At 29.4% G+C, this 18,841-nt stretch carries 15 protein-coding genes; 8 read left to right on the forward strand and 7 right to left on the reverse strand.

Going from position 1 to position 18,841, the window contains the following annotated elements; genetic code table 11:
- Positions 1–1,026: 1,026 nt before the first annotated feature.
- The 5 genes from purH to rseP are packed head-to-tail and all read right to left on the reverse strand — an operon-like array spanning position 1,027 to position 7,057.
- Positions 1,027–2,541, reverse strand: a complete 1,515-nt coding sequence (gene purH, locus DRF75_RS02785; protein WP_045170700.1) for a bifunctional phosphoribosylaminoimidazolecarboxamide formyltransferase/IMP cyclohydrolase — start codon at positions 2,539–2,541, stop codon at positions 1,027–1,029.
- Positions 2,542–2,574: 33 nt separating this feature from the next.
- Positions 2,575–3,018, reverse strand: a complete 444-nt coding sequence (gene fabZ, locus DRF75_RS02790) for a 3-hydroxyacyl-ACP dehydratase FabZ (RefSeq protein WP_045170699.1) — start codon at positions 3,016–3,018, stop codon at positions 2,575–2,577.
- Between the two features lie 21 nt (positions 3,019–3,039).
- Complete coding sequence (locus DRF75_RS02795; protein WP_045170698.1) at positions 3,040–3,588, reverse strand: OmpH/Skp family outer membrane protein; 549 nt, start codon at positions 3,586–3,588, stop codon at positions 3,040–3,042.
- Between the two features lie 12 nt (positions 3,589–3,600).
- The gene (gene bamA / locus DRF75_RS02800) at positions 3,601–5,910 is read right to left on the reverse strand and encodes an outer membrane protein assembly factor BamA (protein ID WP_045170717.1); all 2,310 of its coding nucleotides are present in this window, start codon (positions 5,908–5,910) and stop codon (positions 3,601–3,603) included.
- 4 nt (positions 5,911–5,914) lie between these two features.
- A complete protein-coding gene (gene rseP / locus DRF75_RS02805; protein WP_045170697.1) occupies positions 5,915–7,057 on the reverse strand; it encodes an RIP metalloprotease RseP in 1,143 nt (380 codons plus the stop codon).
- Between the two features lie 97 nt (positions 7,058–7,154).
- On the opposite strand from rseP, the gene DRF75_RS02810 reads away from it, so the two are divergent.
- Positions 7,155–7,451 (forward strand): succinate dehydrogenase assembly factor 2, encoded by a 297-nt coding sequence (locus DRF75_RS02810; RefSeq protein WP_410521729.1) that lies wholly within the window; start codon positions 7,155–7,157, stop codon positions 7,449–7,451.
- A 302-nt stretch (positions 7,452–7,753) separates the two neighbouring features.
- Positions 7,754–8,965, forward strand: a complete 1,212-nt coding sequence (locus DRF75_RS02815; protein ID WP_235424700.1) for a protein-disulfide reductase DsbD family protein — start codon at positions 7,754–7,756, stop codon at positions 8,963–8,965.
- A 653-nt stretch (positions 8,966–9,618) separates the two neighbouring features.
- Here the strand turns inward: DRF75_RS02815 and DRF75_RS02820 are convergent.
- Positions 9,619–10,764, reverse strand: coding sequence for a D-alanyl-D-alanine carboxypeptidase family protein (locus DRF75_RS02820; RefSeq protein WP_129992623.1), 1,146 nt, complete (start codon positions 10,762–10,764; stop codon positions 9,619–9,621).
- Between the two features lie 307 nt (positions 10,765–11,071).
- Here DRF75_RS02820 and DRF75_RS02825 point away from each other — a divergent pair, with 307 nt between their 5' ends.
- The 4 genes from DRF75_RS02825 (at position 11,072) to prmC (ending at position 16,292) form a co-directional block, all read left to right on the forward strand.
- Positions 11,072–11,590 (forward strand): gamma carbonic anhydrase family protein, encoded by a 519-nt coding sequence (locus DRF75_RS02825; protein ID WP_129992624.1) that lies wholly within the window; start codon positions 11,072–11,074, stop codon positions 11,588–11,590.
- A 923-nt stretch (positions 11,591–12,513) separates the two neighbouring features.
- Complete coding sequence (odhB, locus tag DRF75_RS02830) at positions 12,514–13,716, forward strand: 2-oxoglutarate dehydrogenase complex dihydrolipoyllysine-residue succinyltransferase (protein WP_129992625.1); 1,203 nt, start codon at positions 12,514–12,516, stop codon at positions 13,714–13,716.
- 926 nt (positions 13,717–14,642) lie between these two features.
- Positions 14,643–15,443: a type I methionyl aminopeptidase gene (gene map, locus DRF75_RS02835; protein ID WP_129992626.1), complete on the forward strand. Its 801-nt coding sequence runs from the start codon at positions 14,643–14,645 to the stop codon at positions 15,441–15,443.
- Positions 15,444–15,449: 6 nt separating this feature from the next.
- Positions 15,450–16,292 (forward strand): peptide chain release factor N(5)-glutamine methyltransferase, encoded by an 843-nt coding sequence (prmC, locus tag DRF75_RS02840; RefSeq protein ID WP_129992627.1) that lies wholly within the window; start codon positions 15,450–15,452, stop codon positions 16,290–16,292.
- Between the two features lie 791 nt (positions 16,293–17,083).
- Here prmC and grxC read toward each other — a convergent pair.
- The gene (gene grxC, locus DRF75_RS02845) at positions 17,084–17,329 is read right to left on the reverse strand and encodes a glutaredoxin 3 (protein ID WP_045170742.1); all 246 of its coding nucleotides are present in this window, start codon (positions 17,327–17,329) and stop codon (positions 17,084–17,086) included.
- Positions 17,330–17,404: 75 nt separating this feature from the next.
- Between grxC and DRF75_RS02850 the strand changes: the two genes are divergently transcribed.
- On the forward strand, positions 17,405–18,325 hold the full coding sequence (locus tag DRF75_RS02850; RefSeq protein ID WP_129992628.1) for a bifunctional riboflavin kinase/FAD synthetase: 921 nt from the start codon (positions 17,405–17,407) through the stop codon (positions 18,323–18,325).
- Positions 18,325–18,762 carry a signal peptidase II gene (lspA, locus tag DRF75_RS02855; RefSeq protein ID WP_045170740.1) on the forward strand — a complete coding sequence of 146 codons (438 nt, stop codon included), beginning with the start codon at positions 18,325–18,327 and terminating at the stop codon, positions 18,760–18,762. Before DRF75_RS02850 ends, lspA begins: the two co-directional genes overlap by 1 nt.
- Positions 18,763–18,841 lie beyond the last annotated feature (79 nt).

Genomic DNA, 18,841 nt, shown 5'->3' on the forward strand with positions numbered 1-18,841 from the left:
GTATGTAAAAAAGTTCTTATAATCATTCGAATAAAAATAGTTTGCAAGTACTGTATTTACAAGTCTAATGATGCATTGGAAAGTCTACTATAGAACATGTGGTTGATAAGAGTATGTGTTATATATCTTAATTTTATGTTGTCTTTAAAAACATATATTCTATTTGTGTGTATAAGAAAGTCCTGCTCATGATGCAAAGACAAGTAATTTTCATTAACTATGTTTGCAAAATCTAGATTTTATACATTAATGTAGTCATACTATGAACATTTGAAATATATACTGTATGTGTTTGTATTATGATGAAATGTTTGCAAAGATAATAGTTCTTACTTTACATATATGAAAGAGAGTATTTCTAATGTAATTGTAATAATAAATAATTTTCAGAAACTAAGAGTGGTCTAGTATTGATGTAGTAAGATAATAATATTTAACATGTGTATTAATGTGGATATGTTCTGTTGTGTTTTTTATATTTTGTATTATATAAAATACATATGTTTATGAAAAAGTTGTCTTTCTAGTATTAATATGTGTTGGAAGAGCACTTTTAATGTAATTGCAAACACGTAGTTTCTATAAGCAATATTTAGAAAATTTTTTATATTAATATTATAAATATTACGTTGATAGATATATGCTGTATGTATTTGTATTGTAATGGAATATTTACAAAAGTAATTGTACTCTTTTAGCATATATAGAAAAATACTCCTAATATATTGCAGTAATAGGTAATTTTCATGAGCTATTTAGGGTGGTATAATGTTTATATAGTAAAATAATATTATATTAGCAGTTGCAAATTGATATATATTTACTTATCTTTATTATGTATTGCTAGTGCATGTATTTACAAAATAATCATCTAGTTTCTGTGCATTGAAAAAATAACTTCTAGTAGTTACATTTATAAAAGCTGCTGCTATGTAAATTGAAATTGTTGCAGCAGCTAAATATAATTGCACTGTAGGTTTTTATATTGTCTTACTAGCATTATAGTGTTAAATAACATACTGTCTATCAATGATAAAAATTTCTAATATTAGTAAAGAACATTGCAATTTTTTGATTGTTTGCTTCCTCTATTACTTCCTTATCTTTTAGTGACCCTCCAGGTTGAATGATTGCACTGATGCTGACAGATGCACTTAGTAATATACTGTCTGTAAATGGAAAAAACGCATCAGATGCTAAAACTGCTCCTGTACAATCTTGGGCTTTTTTTATTGCAATTTCAAGACTGTCAACACGGCTCATTTGACCAGCGCCAACTCCTATTGTACGGTGATCTTTTGCGATAACAATTGCATTGGACTTTACATGTTTACATACTTTCCATGCGAAAAGTAAGTTAGAAATAGTATCATCTGATACTGGAAAATTTGTTACTTGTATTAGGTCTTTCTCTGATAATTGATTACTGTTACTTTCTTGTAATAAAAACCCGTTGCTTACGTTTTTAATTATATATTTTGGCGGATTATATTGTGTAGATAATATAACTCGCACGTTTTTCTTTTTTTGTATAATTTCCAATGCTTTATCTGTAATAGATGGGCCAACTATTACTTCAATGAAAATTTTGTTAATTTCTTCTGCTATGTCTTCATTAATTTGTCTATTAAGTGCAACAATTCCACCAAAACTACTTTTTGTATCACAAGAAAAAGCCTTGTTATAGGCACTTGTAATGTCATCAGCGATTGCTGTTCCACAAGGATTACTATGTTTTATGATAGTTGCTGCTGGTTGTGTAAATTCTGATACTATATTTATGGCAGATTCTATGTCTACTATGTTGTTATAACTTAACTCTTTTCCATGTAGTTGTTCTAGTGGATATTTATTTTTTACACTACTATAAAATGCACCTTGTTGATGTGGATTCTCCCCACATCTCAGTGTTTGTATTTTTCTGCCATGTATAATGAATGTTTCTGGTAAAGTTTCGTTGCTATCTTTATTAATCCAACTATATATATTACTATCGTAAGATGAAGTTATAGCAAATACCTTTTTTGCTAGCTGTTTCCTGTATGCTAGAGTTGTAGTGTTTTGGTTATTAGCCATTTCTAATTTTAATGTTTCATAGTCATTGATGTCTGATACTACTGTTACATTATGAAAGTTTTTTGCTGCAGCTCTTAAGAGGGTGATCCCTCCTATGTCTATTTGTTCTATTATTTCACTTTCAGTTGAAGTTTCGAGACTTGCTATTTGGGAAAATGGATATAAATTTACTATAACTAGGTCTATTTCATATATTCCTAAATTTAAACATTCTGTAGCGTGATTATCTCGGTTACTTAATATTCCACCATGAATTTTTGGGTGCAAAGTTTTTACTCTTCCACTCATTATTTCTGGGAAATTTGTGTAATCAGAGACTTCTGTTACTTGTAATCCTGCATCTAGTAAAGTTTGACAAGTACTACTTGTTGCAATAATTTCTACTTTTTGTGCAATAAGAAACTTTGCAAGTTCTATAATATTTGTTTTATTATATACAGATATAATTGCTCTTTTGACTTTCATATTTTTCTGTAATTGACATCTACATAAAATAAATTACGCTTCATTTTGTTTAATCATTGCTAAAATTTGTGCTTCAGCAACCAATATGTTATCTACTTGTGCGTGACATTGGAATTTGCATGTATTTTTCCTTCTGTGTATCACATTTACTTCAATGATTAATGTATCTCCTGGAATGACAGGTTTACGAAATTTCGCAAGCTCTATTGACATGAAATATACTGAGTAATCATGTATATTCTCTTCGGCTTCACTTATAACACATACCATACATGCTTGTGCCATGGCTTCTACGATAAGTACACCAGGCATAATAGGGTTACCAGGAAAGTGACCAATAAAAAAAGGCTCATTAAAAGTCACATTTTTTACTGCTGTTGCAGACTCATTAGGTGTACATGCAATCACTTTATCAATCAGTAAAAAAGGATAGGAATGTGGTATCATTTTTATGATTTCTTGAATATTGAATTGCATATGAACTACCTAATTAACATATCACTTCTTTATTTCTATATTTGGTAACTCTTTATTTAGTCTTTCAAGTACTTCATTAGAAAAATCTATGCCGTCAGTAGCATAAAATACTTGGTTCTTTTTTATTAGAAATAAGATTAAGTTGATATTTTTTTCTTTTGCTATTTTTGTTGAGATATTTTTGATTTTGTTATAGACCATTTCCATGGCATTCATATACATGTTTTCTAGTTCTGCTCCTTTTACAGAGATGTCTTGTTGTAAATTTGATACTTTTGTTTTAAAGTCTGCAACTTTCTTTTCAAAAGCTTCAGAACTTAAAATGGTTTTTTGTTTGCTTAGTTCTTCTTCAACTTTATGCAATTCTTCTTCTCTTGCAGCGAAATCCTGTTGTAGTGCTGCACGTTTGTCATCTAATTGTGTTCTGATGCTTTTTACTGATAATGCTTCTGATATTATTATATCACGGTCAATAAAAGCTACAGGAATATTTTGATCATTTTTTGCTAAAGCCTGCTGATTTAGCACGATGGCTAATATGAAGATAGTTAAGAATAATTTTAATCGCATAGGATACCTCGTTTACTGCATTGAAAATCTTATCATGTCTGTAACATCATAGTCTTCTTTTAAGATAGGGAAACCAAAATCTAATCTCATTGGTCCAAATGGAGAGCGCCATGAAAAACCGAATCCAGCAGAAACCCTTAGTGATTTGTTTTCATAGTATTCTTTATCTGTGTAGTCAAGACCAAATAAGGTTGCTGCATCAATAAATAAAGAGCCTTTGATCCCTAAATCATCTGGTAACCCTATAGGGAAATCGACTTGATTTATCATGCTAAAATAGAACTTTCCACCTAACGCATCTAAAGTCTTTTTATCTCTTGGTCCGATCCCTGATACATGAAATCCTCTAATTTCATTACTACCTATTATGAAGCGTTGATTTATTTTTACTTGTTCATCGCTTTTGTATGAGAAGACATACCCCATAGAGGTTTTAATGCTTAGTAAGATATCATTGCTAATTTTTGGAAAGAGTTCTCTACTGTAATTAATTGAACCTTCAGTTTTAATATAGTGTAATGTACCACCTAACCCAGAGAAATTCTGACGGAGTTTAATGAGGTATCCATCTCTAATTTTGGATAAATTGTCAAACTTGCGGAATTGCAAAGCATAACCAATGGATGAATCAATGCTTTTACCACCTTGTTCTTTAATTAAATCAGATGCGGTATCTTTGATATTAAATATATTGACGTGCTTATAAGCGTAATTTAATGAGAGACCTAGGTCATCTGTTATGTCATGGGATGTGTGTAGCATAAAGCCAGCATTACTGCTACTAAAAGCGCTATCTGAATTACCTATAAATTTATTAGGACTATAGCTTTTTCCTCCTGGCTTATTTTGGTGTGCGTAGAATAAACCAAAACCTATAGCTGAGTCGGTATCTAAAAAATTTGGCATTACAATGTCAATACTGCTGGATAAAGAAGAAGTAGATTTTTCTGCTTGTAAGGATAATACCTTCCCAGTACCTAATAAGTTCCTCTCTTGTATATTTATTTTGCCTACAAGTCCAGTGACACTGGAAAACCCTGCAGATACAGCAAATGTACCAGTACCTCTTTCTTTGACTTGAAATGTCAAATCAACTAAGCTGTCATTTATCTTGTGGTTTTCTACATTGACAGATTCAAAAAAACCTAACCCTAATATATTTTTATAAGACCTATTAATAACACTTGCATTATATATATCACCTTCAGAAATGTTTAACTTCTGTCTAATTACTTGATCCAAAGTAGTCTTATTATTAGTGATATTTATCTTATTAATATAAACTTTGTTTCCTGTGTATATTATGTAATCTATGTCAACTGTGTCATTTTTTATGTTATACTCATATTTGACGTCTGAAAAAAAGTTGCCATTATTGCTTAAATGTTGTGTTATTTTTTCAATTGAATTATTAATGACTTCTCTGTTGAATGTGTCTCCACTTTTTGACATTACAAGTTTCTGGATTTCTTCCTTTAATTGTTGATGATTAGTGACTTGTTTATCTATAATTATATTACTATTGCCAAACTTATATCTTATTCCCTCTTCAACAGAAAAAATTAAGTTGATATTATGATCATCTCTTAGTTCTGGGACTACTGACTTAACTTTAAAATCTATAAAACCTTTGGATATATAGAAATTGTATAAACCTGCTTGGTCAAGCATTAATCTTTCAGAAGCAAATTTTGTGTTACTGCTGAATATTTTATAAATATAATGTTCAGTTGACTGTATGGCTTTTTTTAATATAGCATCTGAAAAAAATTTGTTACCAATAAATTTAATATTTTTTATTCTTGATGTTGGGCCTTCATTTATTTTAATAATGACATCTATTTTGTTATTTTCTAGTTCTTTTACTTCATAAGCAATTTTTGCACCTAACTTGCCCTTACTTTGGTATAGCATTAGTAAATTTGATATATCTTGTTGCAATTTTGATTTTGTAAACACTGCCAATTTTTTTAACTTTAAAATGTCATTTTGCAAATCTTTTTTGTTAAATTCTTTGTTACCATAGAAAGTAATGTTGTTAATAACAGGATTTTCCTTAACATTAATTACTAGGTAATTATCTTTGTTAACGTGTACATCAATATGTGAAAATAATTGTGTTGAGTGTAAGTTTTTAATGATTTGATCAATAGTTTCTTGTGTAACGTTATCTTCTAAGTTGATTTTTGAGTAGAAATATATAGTTTTATAATCCAGTCTATGGTTTCCATTTATTTGTACTTGCTTAACCTTAATATTTAAAACCTCTGCGCAAGCAAAAGAAGAGAAAAATAATATTAAAATAATAGTAATGTATTTCATAAAACTACTTAAACATACTTTTGATATCATTAAAAGTGACAAAAATCATTAAAGATAGAAGAAGCATTAACCCAATAGTGGATACATACCTCTGATATTTAGGGTTAAGTTGCTTACGTCGTAATATGGCTTGAACAAAATATTGAAAAATGTGTCCACCATCTAGCATAGGGATTGGTAGCAAATTCATTACACCTAGATTAATAGAAATCATAGCCATACACAGCAGTATTTCATTATGTTTCACTGATTCTCCAGAATATTGTGCAATGCGTATAGGCCCACCTAGCTCAGAAATACTACGCTTTCCTGTTAACATTTGCCCTAATACTTGAAAAATTGACTTTGACAAGAGGTAAGTATAGCTGATAGATTGAACAAAGGCACTGGGGATACTCAGCTTCTGTAATTCATAATTACTAAGTACATTACTCATTGTTATTCCTAAGAATGCTCTTTTCTTAGTTTGACTAAAACTCCCTTTTTCTTCTTTAATACTTGGTTTGATTTTGACTGTATGAATATGCCCATCTCTTGAATATTCTATAACTAGCTCTTGAGTATCTTTTACATATTTCTCAATATAATGTTTAATTTCTTCAAACCATTTGACATTATGGTCATTGATTTTCAAAATTATGTCTCCAGGTGCTAATCCAGCATGTTCTGCTGCACTGTCTTGTAATACACCACCAATAACAGAATTGTGCTTCATTATTCCTTTAGTAGTAAAGAACATCATAAGTACTATTATAGCAAATATTAAATTTGCTAATGGCCCAGCAAAAACAATAAGGAACTTTTTGAATAAAGGCTTTTCGCAAAATGCTCGTGATTTTTCTTCTGCTGATAAATGACTGGACCCACATTGAGAACTTGATGGATCTTCATCTCCTAACATCTTTACGTATCCGCCTATTGGAATAATACTAAACTTCCATCTTGTTCCAGATTTATCATTAATTCCGAATAATTCAGGACCGAATCCTATGGAAAAGACTTCAATTTTGACATTACATAGCTTTGCAACGATGTAATGACCATACTCATGAACAAAAACAATAACGGACATTATTATAAGAAATGACAGCAAATAGAATGACCCACTATTTAGTATATGATATATATTATCAATAATACTTGCCATAAATAGAACACTAGATGTCTAAAACTAATTGGATAATATAGTATATTTATATAGTTGACAACATAATATGTAATAATTTTAATTAGGCAATTTAGCTATGTTAAGCATAAATGTTATGGATGAATTATTAACGAAACGCAAAAAGTTGTTATATAGAAGTTTGCATAGAGGATGTAAAGAAATGGATATAATACTTGGTAATTTTGCGTCGTATTATATACATCTTTTATCTGACAAAGACATTGAGGCATATGAAAAAATTGTTGATACTAATGATCACCAGCTTTATAAATATATTACAGGAGAAGAATTGATACCACAAGACTTAGATAGTAACATTATGAGAAGTATTATCGCACTTAATGAGTCATTGGTAAAATCAAGGTTAGTATAGTAATTAATATAGATGTAATACATATTGATATTTTAAGTCATATTAATTGGTATTATAAAGTATTATAAAGGGGAGTTTTATTAATTATTGATTTACTATATAAATAATTTAGAATTTAAACCTGATGCGTTTTATATTTATATAGTAATAGGTTTAATACTTTATCATTGATCAATGTGAATTTGTTGTTAATAATTTGTTAGCTATACAAACTTATAGTTGCTATCTCTGGGTTTTTTATAGATTTAAATTTGGTATATTGTATAGTATAATTTATATAAATTATGTTTTTTAGTGTTAATGTGGATTTAATATACATTTTGATATCGGCTTTGCTTGGTGGAATTATTTTAAACTGTATGCCGTGTGTATTTCCAGTGTTATCATTAAAAATAATGTCACTGATTAAAAGTGCAAGATATAAGAAAAAAATGTCAGTGAAAGGTGAGGGTTTGTCATATACACTTGGGGTTATGACAAGTATGTTTGTACTATCTTCAGTGCTTTTGATGTTACGTCATTTTGGTCACTTAGTAAGTTGGGGATATCAAATGCAGTCTCCAATGTTAATTACACTCTTGATGTATATAATGTTTTTAATGGGGTTGTCTTTTTCTGGGTTTTATGATTTTCCGTTTATTTTTCCTAATTTAAATGGCATTAATACTAAGAGAGAAGGACTAATAGGTAGTTTTTTTGTTGGTGTATTGTCAACATTTATAGCTACTCCGTGTACTGTTCCTTTTATGGTATCTGCTGTAACTGTGGCTTTAAATCAACCAAGTGCTTATTCTTTGTTAATTTTTCAAGTTCTTGGTTTTGGGATGGCATTACCTTATTTATTATTATCATTTTTTCCAGGATTATTGAAAATTCTTCCTAAACCAGGTAGGTGGATGGAAATTTTACAGAGGTTTCTTGCTTTTCCACTGTATTTTTCTGCAGCATGGTTATTGTGTATCTTGGTAAAACAGAAGGGAACAGAAATATTATTTACTGTGTTATCGTGTGCTATATTATTTGTCATGGGGATATGGATTATGAAATTAGTAAAATCATGTAAACCTGTAAGTAAATTTGTGATTTGTTTGTGTTTGTTACTTCTTACAACTTCTCCTTTGTATTTTAAATCAGTGAAAGAGTTTGTAATGCAAAATAAAGAACCGAAGCGCATTACCACTATGGAATTTTCTCAAACAAAATTGGATCAACTTCTTAAGGAGAAAAAGACAGTGTTACTGTCTGTAGGTGCAGATTGGTGTTTAACTTGTAAAGTTAATGAACAGGTTTTTCAGTTAAGTACTGTACAAGCTTTATTTGCAAAGAAGAATGTTTATTATATGAAAGGTGATTTAACTACTAAGAATCCTGAAGTAACAGCTTATATTGATCAACTAGATAAGAATAGTATACCACTTTATGTGTTATATGTAGGTGGAGTTAAAGTGAAGGTATTACCGCAGGTTCTCAGTGAAAAGACAGTAATTGATATTATAAAGCAATATGTAGAATAATTTTTTTATTGCTAGTAATAATAATGCTTGTGTAATAGTTAATTGCGTTAATAATGTTTGTTATATTTGAAAGTTTAAAACAATATTGTATTGTTAAAATAAGCGTTTTATGAAAAAGATTTTTGTCAGTGTTCTTAATTTATATTTATCACTTTCAAAAATAATGATGATTAAATAATTATTACTGAGTGTTTAGAACTTGCAATGTTGTAATGTGTTACTCAGTTTATGTATGTTAATGAGTTACGGTAAATTACTAGAAAAATCATACAGATTTTGTAAATAAGGTTTTGATTATTACTACTGTTATATTAATGTTAAAATATTTACTAAATACAGGTTGTGCTGATTATTAGTTAGAGATAGTTTGATTGGTAGTAGGAGGCTGTATTTTATTAAAATGAGGAAGCATTTAAGAAACTTATTTGTGATTTTCTAAATTGTTGTTCGTAAGTACACCTGTTAAGTTCGATAATAGGTTGAAGTATTATTTGTATGGACTACAAGTTACTTTGATTATTGTATTAAATGAAAAACTAAGTTTTTAAAGTGGGAAAGGATATAAAAACTCATTGTCTAATTATTTTTAGTAATTAAACTTGTTATAAATCAAAGTAATTTAAAAACATTATTTACTTAACTGTATTGGATACTTATTGAGCAATAGCTTCATCTGCTTTTTGAAAAAATATGTACCATATTTTTTCGAAAAAACTTATTTTTTTTACAGTATCTGTTGCATATATAGGTATTATTTGTTCTGTAAACCCTGGTATTTGTATATGGAATTTACCAATTTCTTGCCCTTTTTTTATTGGTGCAGAGATTGTATTGTCATGTGAAAAAAAGGTTTTTACTGTGTCATATGAACCTTTGGGATATGAGATGGTGACATCTTTGTTAAAGGCGGCTCCTACATGTTTTGAGTTGCCTCCTCTTACTGCTATTTCCTTTACTTTGTTGTCTTTATTAAATATGGTTTTACTGCTAAAATTATTGAAGGAGTAATCTAGCAATTGTTTTATCTCAGATAAACGTTCTTCTTTAGTTTGTAGACCATTAATAAACATGAATATTTTTCTTCCTTCATGGTTTGCTGAAACTATAGCTCCATATCCTGTATCTGTATATGCTGCAATCATACAGTCAACCCTGTTATCATCTGGCAGTAGCATGTTGAGACTTTCTTGGTATATATTGTTGTACTTAAAATCCTTTTTAGAAAAGAGATGATAATATTCTGGGAAATCTTTAAGAAGATTTACTATTAAGGTTATTAAGTCACGTGCTGACATTACTTGATTTTGGTCTTGAGCTCCTATTACATTAGTGAAATGAGACTTTGTTAAATTAAGTTTTTGTGCGATGCGGTTCATTTCTTTCACAAACTCTTCTTGTGACCCTGATATACCTTCTGCGAGAGTAATACAAGCGTCATTTGCAGATGTTGTGATAATTCCATTGATTAAATCTCTTACTGCAACCAATTGTCCTGCTCTTAAAAAAATAGAATTACCACCTTTTTGCCACGCTTCCTTACTGGCTTTGAATTTGTCTTCCATTTTTACAAATCCAGCTTTTATGTAAGAAAATGTAACATATAAAGTCATTAGATTGCTCATGGAAGAAGATACAAATTGTTCATCAAGGTTATGTTCTAATAGCATTGTTTCAGAAAGAAAATCGAAAACTCCTGCTTGTGATGCTTTTGTTTGTACAGGTAATGCTATTGCACTATTGGCATGTAACTGAATACCAAGGAATAAGCAAGACAACAAAAGAACTACATAACGCAACATTATAAACATCATTAAATCTATGAGCTTTTATATATATCAATCTTTGTGTTATATCAATACATTAATTGATGTATCGATTTTTTTCTAAATTTTAGTCAGAGAACATTTTTGTTGCAACAATTTATACTAACTAATTTATTATTAAACTATTGGTTGAAAATATTTTTCATTTTATATTAAAAAAGTTATACTATTACGCTGTGTATAATGACATTTAATTTTGTGTTGATACAATTTTGTAATAGAGTTTATAACATTGATGTAATCATATATTATATAAACATCCAGTTAGGTTTAATGGTGTTTTATGCATAATATAATTAGTTATAGGAGTTTTGTCCCTAACGTAGATAGTACTGTATTTATTGCATCTACTGCTTCTATTGTAGGCAGTGTTTATATTGGTAGAGATGCTAGTATATGGTATAACTCGGTACTGAGAGGAGATGTTGGCCTAATTAGTATAGGTGAGGGTACTAATATTCAGGATAATACTGTAATACATGTTGATAGAAATAACGGTGATACAGAAGTTGGAAAGATGGTGACAGTTGGTCATGGGTGTGTATTACATGCTTGTCAAATACATGATTATGTATTTGTTGGTATGGGTTCCATTATTATGGATAAAGTGGTGATGGAAGAGAATACAATGTTGGCAGCTGGGTCTCTAGTTACAAAGGGTAAAGTCATTAAATCTGGTGAGCTGTGGGCTGGTAGGCCAGCCAAATTTTTTAGGATGCTTTCTAAGGAAGAGCTAAGTCACATTAAAGAATCTGCTGATAACTATATAAGATTAGCTCAAGAGTATTTAGAATTTAGGTAATCAAACTGTTTGTGCTGTATGTTGTAAAGTAAATCTCTCATCAAATTACTTGAGTGAGAATTAAAGTTTTTTGTTAAATGCTAATTGTTAAACATGAGATAAAAATGTGTTATGGTAACTTATTGTAGTTTTCATATAATAGAAATTCCATGATTTGTTGAATAAGAAGTAGTGAAACTATGGATCTTGTTGCTAGTTAAAATTATGTATTTTAATTCATAAATCATAGCAACTTCTTTTCAGAGGTCAAACATGAATACAGTATAAAAAATGGTACAGTTGATATAGATTGCATAATAAATACAGGAAACAAAGTTTGTATTAACAAGCAAATTTTAAAAGATTTTTTTAGAAGTATTTTACTTAATTAATGTGAATAAAGTGTAGATTTGTTGATGTGGAAGATTTAATAGGTAGTAAATTGTGATAATGTACTGTAGCATTTTGAAAATTGTTTTAAATATTCGAAATATTTATCGATAATGAATATAGTTTTTGTGGTAAAGTTAAGTTTTATTTGTTTTATAATAGAAACTCACGTTAGTAAAAAACTAGATTGCGTACTTTAATTAGTACTTCAATCACAATGGTATCGGTAAAGTTGACATCTGATTATATATTGAGGTTATTTTATAAGGTTTTTTTATCTTTAGTGTGTATGGAAAAACTGACTGTTAATTTACGTGACAAAGTTTATAAATTTTTACGGTGTTAGAGTTTTTATTAAGATTTAATATATGTATTATTTGGTAATTTAAACAGCGATATATTCTTAAATGAAATTAAATTTTTAGGATGTGTGTATAAAAAGTGAAATTTAAATGTTGAATTGCTATGATAATTTAAATCATAATTAGTTGTCGAATTGTATATGATTGCATATATAATCTAAGTCTGTATTGGGAATTTTTAAGGTACATTTTATGAGCGAGATACAAGTAAAGGCTGAGAATCTTGGTGGCGAGTCAATATTGGAGGCTCCTATTAGAGTTTCGGTAAATGTTGGTGATACGGTAAAGCAAGGTGATATGTTGTTTATCATAGAGACTGATAAGACTTCGCTTGAGATTGTCTCTCCTGAGGATGGTGTCGTTGGTGAAATATTTGTTACTGATGAAGCAATGATACAAAGAGGGCAAATATTGTGCACAATAAATACTGTGCAATCAAGTGCTGTTAAGTCATCTGATACTTCTTCTGCACATAATACTACTACTACAGTGGCTGATGACATGCAGCAATTTATACAGAAAAAAGATGCACCATCTGCAACAAAGCTTATGAAAGAAAATTCAATAGATCGAGATCAGATAAGTGGTTCTGGTATTGGTGGTAGAGTTACAAAGTCTGATGTTTTGAATTACATGAAATCTGGTATTTCTGAAGAAAGCAATATTGATCGATTGACTGTTGCTTCTGAAGAAAAAAGGGAAGAACGTGTCAAGATGAGTAAAATTAGACAGGTAATTGCTGCAAGATTAAAAGAATCTCAAAATACAGCTGCAATATTAACCACTTTTAATGAAGTTGATATGAAGAATGTTATGGATCTTCGAGCTAAGTATAGAGAAAATTTTGAGAAAAAATATAGTATAAAACTTGGTTTCATGTCGTTCTTTATAAAAGCAGTAATATTGGCATTAAAAGAGTTACCAGTAATCAATGCTGAAATATCAGGCAATGAAATTGTATATAAGCATTATTATGATATAGGTATTGCTGTAGGGACAGACAAAGGTTTAGTTGTGCCAGTAATACGTGATGCTGATAAAATGTCTTTTGCTGAGCTTGAATTAACGCTTACTGCTTTAGGGAAGAAAGCGAGAGATGGTAAGTTAGAGGTTTCTGATATGGCAGGTGCAACATTTACTATTACCAATGGAGGTGTATATGGATCATTGCTTTCTACTCCTATAATTAATCCTCCTCAATCTGGAATTTTAGGTATGCATTCAATACAGAAGCGTCCTGTTGCAGTTGATGACAAAACTATAGAGATTAGGCCAATGATGTATATTGCTCTATCTTATGATCATAGGATTGTTGATGGGCAAGGTGCTGTGACATTTTTGGTAAGAGTGAAACAATATATTGAAGATCCTAGCAGAATGTTTTTAGAAGTATAATCAGGTAAGGCTTTAGAATGTGTTGTTTAATATGATGATGGTTTATTTGTAGTTATGTGTTGTAATATTTTTAATAGAAGCGTAGCAATTAAAATTAAGAAAGAATATTTTTGCTATAAATTTAGTATAAAACTTTAATGTATTTTGCTTGATGATAATATGGTTCTTGTTAAATGGTGTGTTCAATGTATTCATTAAGTGTGAATTAATATGTTTGACATCTTAAGTAAGATATTTTGAGTAAGATAATCAGTAGTGCTTCTAAGTATGTTGTGTTATCTTGTGATTGTAGTAGTTTGTAAGTAATGTATAATTAAACCTGTTTAATCTATGTGTATGAAGTTGAAAGTTATTAGTTTTCGCAGTATAAATTTGGTTTACTGTTTATGATCATAAAGTTTTTAATAAGTGGGTCTAATGTATTTAAATTAAAGTAATGCAATGTGTTGAATTCCTGGGCAAGATATTTTGTAATATGAATTTGTAAGTTCTAAATGTGTTGCTACTGCTTTATAATCATGAATGGTTTGTAAGTGCCGTATTATAATATCTTTAGTTAAAGTGTAATAATATATTGAAAGTTCTAGTAGGATATTTTTTGTAAAATGTTAACATAAAGTTGAAAATACTCTGTATGTTGTGAGGTGTACTGATAAAGAATAGAGTTTTTTGTCATATAAAATAGAGCTGGTTTAAAAATTGTTAACAGTTGATAAAATTTTTGTAAACCTGTTGGATATGTATAAATAGTAGGCCCTTCTAGGATTTACTGTTTAAGTATCTGAATATATTTGTTTTGTTTCAAGCATTAAGGGTTTATATTTGTGTTAAGCCAGTGAGGGGGAAATTCTTTTATTGTAAATGTAGTGTTTTTATAGCACAAGTAGTAATGTGATTTAATGTAAAATTTAAGGTTATGAAAAAATATGAGTAATTTGGAAAGAAGTATTACTATTCATAGTAGAGAAGACTTTCAGTATATGCGTAATGCTGGAAGGCTCGCAGCTGAAGTATTGGATTTTATTACGTCATATGTAAAACCAGGAGTTTCTACTAATGAACTTAATAATTTGTGTCATGATTTTATTATTAATGCAGGTGCAATTCCTGCTCCTCTTGGCTATAGGGGGTATCCTAAATCTATTTGTACTTCAAAGAATTTTGTTGTTTGTCATGGTATACCTGATGATTCTCCTTTAAAAAATGGTGATATTGTCAATATAGACGTTACTGTTATAGTGGATGGATGGCATGGTGATACTAGTAGGATGTATTGGGTTGGTGAACCATCAATAAAAGCAAAGCGCTTATGTGAGGCTGCATATAAAGCACTAATGGTAGCAATTGAACAAGTAATGCCTGGGCAAAGGCTTAATCAAATTGGTTTTGCTATTGAAAAAGAAATGAAGAAATATGGATATTCTATCGTTCGTGATTATTGTGGTCATGGTCTAGGTAAGGTGTTTCATGCTTCTCCGAATGTTGTGCATTATTATGATCCAGATGATACTGTGATTATTAGAGAAGGAATGTTTTTTACAATAGAACCAATGATAAATGCTGGGAAATGTGATACTATACTTAATAAGAAAGATGGATGGACTGTTACAACTAGAGATTTGTCTTTATCAGCGCAGTTTGAACATTCCTTGGGTGTTACTGAGGATAGTGTAGAAATATTTACATTGTCTCCACAAAATATGCATTGTCCTCCTTATACGTGTTAATTTATTATGGATACTGTAATTTCTTTGTACAATAGTGCTGTTAATTTTTTATCTGATTATGATATAGAGAACCCAAAGCGTGATATAGAAATAATAATAAAGCATCTTATCAATACTAAAAGCTTAGTAACTATACTTGATCCATATATGTCTGTTGATGGGTGTGATGTGGAGATGTTTTGGGAAATGATAAAGCAACGTGCTGCTAATGTTCCTGTATCACATATTATAGGTAAAAGTGAATTTTGGAGTACAGAATTTATTGTAAATTCTAATGTTTTAGATCCTAGACCAGATAGTGAAACAATAATTTCTTCTGTGCTTACAATGTATCCTTGTAGAAATCGTAGGTTGGTAATAGGGGATTTTGGTACAGGTAGTGGGTGTTTATTAGCTGTTTTGTTATTAAAGTATAGGAATGCTATTGGCATAGCTATTGAAAAGAGCGTGAAAGCATATAGGGTTGCATGTCAGAATTTTAAAAATCATAAGTTATCTAGTAGAGTAAAAGTTAGGTTGTCTTCTTGGGATAATTGTTATGATGTGTTTGATTTAATAGTTAGTAACCCTCCATATATTAAGAGAAGTAAAATTGCAAAATTACAGCCTGAAGTAAGATTATATGAACCGATGATTGCTTTAGATGGTGGACCAGTAGGGTTGGAAATTTATTCGCAGATTTTCTTCGTTATAAAAAGGTGCCTAAAGAAAAATGGTGTTGCTATTTTAGAGATAGGTGAAGATCAACGTCAAATTCATAGGATGGTACATAAATATGGGTTAAAATTCTGTGATTATCGTAATGACTTATCTGGGAGATTACGTTGTATAGTAGTCAAGCAGGTGTAAAATCAAAAAGTATTCTAAAATCATAACTTATGTTTTAAATGTTTAGATATTTTACTAAGTTTTTATCTATCGATGATTGCTCATTTATTAAGAAATTAGAGTTTGATGTCAAGTGATTATTTATATTATATTTATGTGTTATATTTCTTTATTAAAACTTTAATATTATTGTGTTAGCCCACTTATTTTGTGCAATCTGTATAAGTTGTTAAGTTTATTTCTTTATTACACATTAGTTTTTTATATATTTTCTTTCAGTAGTAACTAATGTATCAGTAAAATGTAATGCTAGTTTGTCTAACTTGTACAATCTAGAAATTGTAAAGTTTGTTAATCATTATTAATAATAGCAATAAAGACACTATTAAGTTTTTGTATCATTTTTTTAGTCATATTGTATAAATAATATAATACTAGTTTATTTATATATGGTTGTCATGGCAGTTTGTTAACTGGTGGTGATGGTGTAATAAAACTGCATTGATTTTTTTATATCTTTTTTAAATAATAACTGTATAAAACAATACTAAATACTATGATTTTAATTTATCATCTATATGAATTTTCAGTAACTGTATATTTTGGCTATTGATAAATGACATTGAGTAACCCATGTTATTAAACTTTGTGTAGTTTTTTTGGTAATTAATTATATTAATGAACGTAGTGTTAAATAGCTTGATTTGTAGCTATATTGATCACTATAGTTGTATGTATGGCCGTTGTGAGTGTTGACACTGTTAAATTTTATAATATTTACTAGTGGTAACTATGTAAATTAAGTGCAGATATTATAGCTCTAACTTGCCTGATTCATACAATCTGTATAAATCATCACAGCCACCTATGTGTTTACCATTGATAAATATTTGAGGTAATGTCCTCATTCCGTTGGATTTTTGTATCATTTCTTCTAGCAATGTACTATTATTTGTAACGTCAATTTCTTCAAAGGAAATGTTTTTTTTGTTGAATAAAGCTTTTGCTTTAGTACAATAAGGGCAGAGGTCTTTAATATATATTATAACTTTTGTCACTATAGTATCTCTAAAATTAACTGAAAATACTAGATATCATAGTAATCGGAAAGAGTAAAGGTAGGAATTTTAATAATGAAGGTAATATATGGTTATCCTAGTGAGAAAAGAGATCTCAGTAGTGTTCTTGCATTTGGGAATTTTGATGGAGTGCATTTAGGACATAGAGCTATAGTTGACGCTGTGAAAAATATTTCAATTAAAGAAAATATAGCCTCTGCAATTATTACATTTGTTCCACATCCTGCTGAGTATTTACATGGTAAAAAAAATTTTCTTTTGTTGAGTTTTGAGCAAAAGATAGAATTGTTTAAAAGCTGTGGGATAGATTATCTATATGTTATTGATTTTGACAAAAATTTTTCACATCTATCTCCTGATACTTTTATAAAAGATGTATTGGTCAATGGCTGCAATGTAAAATATATTGTAACAGGACATGATTGTTTTTTTGGTTATAGATGCTCAGGGAATATAGCTTTGTTATATACCTATGCAGGTATTTGTAATTATAAGGTTGTGAAAATAAATCCTGTTTTTATAAATGATGGTATATTATGTTCTTCTTCTTTGATTAGAGAATATTTGTCTGAAGGAAAATTAGATTTAGCAAATAAAGTTTTAGGTAGGCCATATCAAATTAGTGGTAAAGTAATAAGAGGGTTAGCAAGAGGACGTGTTATTGGATTCCCTACAGTTAATATTGCTCTTGAACGTATGTTAATACCTAGAGCTGGAGTGTATTCTGCATGTATAAGGATTGATAATAATACTACATGGTTGAATGGTATAGTAAATATTGGCTTAAGGCCTACATTTAATGATTTGAATTCTCCTATTTTAGAGATGCATATTTTTGATTTTAGTGATGATATATATGATCAATATGTCACTATTCAATTATTGCATTTTATACGTACTGAACGTAAATTTGATACTGTTGATCAATTAAAACAGCAAATTAATGATGATATTGTTCAAGTAAAAAAATTTTGATGAAAAAATATTTAGTAATAGTATGTTTAATAATTTTCATAGATCAGCTAAGTAAATGGTATGTAGTAAATTTGATAGGAGATAAAGGTGTAATAGAGCTACTAAGCTTCTTGCGCTTTACTACAATGTGGAATGCTGGAATTAGTTTTGGTATGTTAAGTAGCTTTGAGTATAGTAATATTGTTTTTTGTAGTATCTCAGTTTTGATTACTTGTATTTTATGCTACTTATTTGTAGTACAATCGTATTATAGGTTACCTCTTGCAATTATTATTGGAGGATCAATAGGGAATATCATAGATAGAATAAAATATGGTGCTGTTTATGATTTTATAGATTTTTATATTAATAACTGGCATTGGCCTGTATTCAATCTGGCAGATTCTTTTATATTTTTAGGTGTAGTAATAATAATAGCAAAAAGCAAAACTACATGAAGCAGATTAATTGTAACCGCTATGACACTTTAAATTTGCAACATCTCTTTTGTATAGGAAAATTATACAACACTAATAA

This window comes from Ehrlichia minasensis, from assembly GCF_004181775.1.
Classification (GTDB): Bacteria; Pseudomonadota; Alphaproteobacteria; order Rickettsiales; family Anaplasmataceae; genus Ehrlichia; species Ehrlichia minasensis.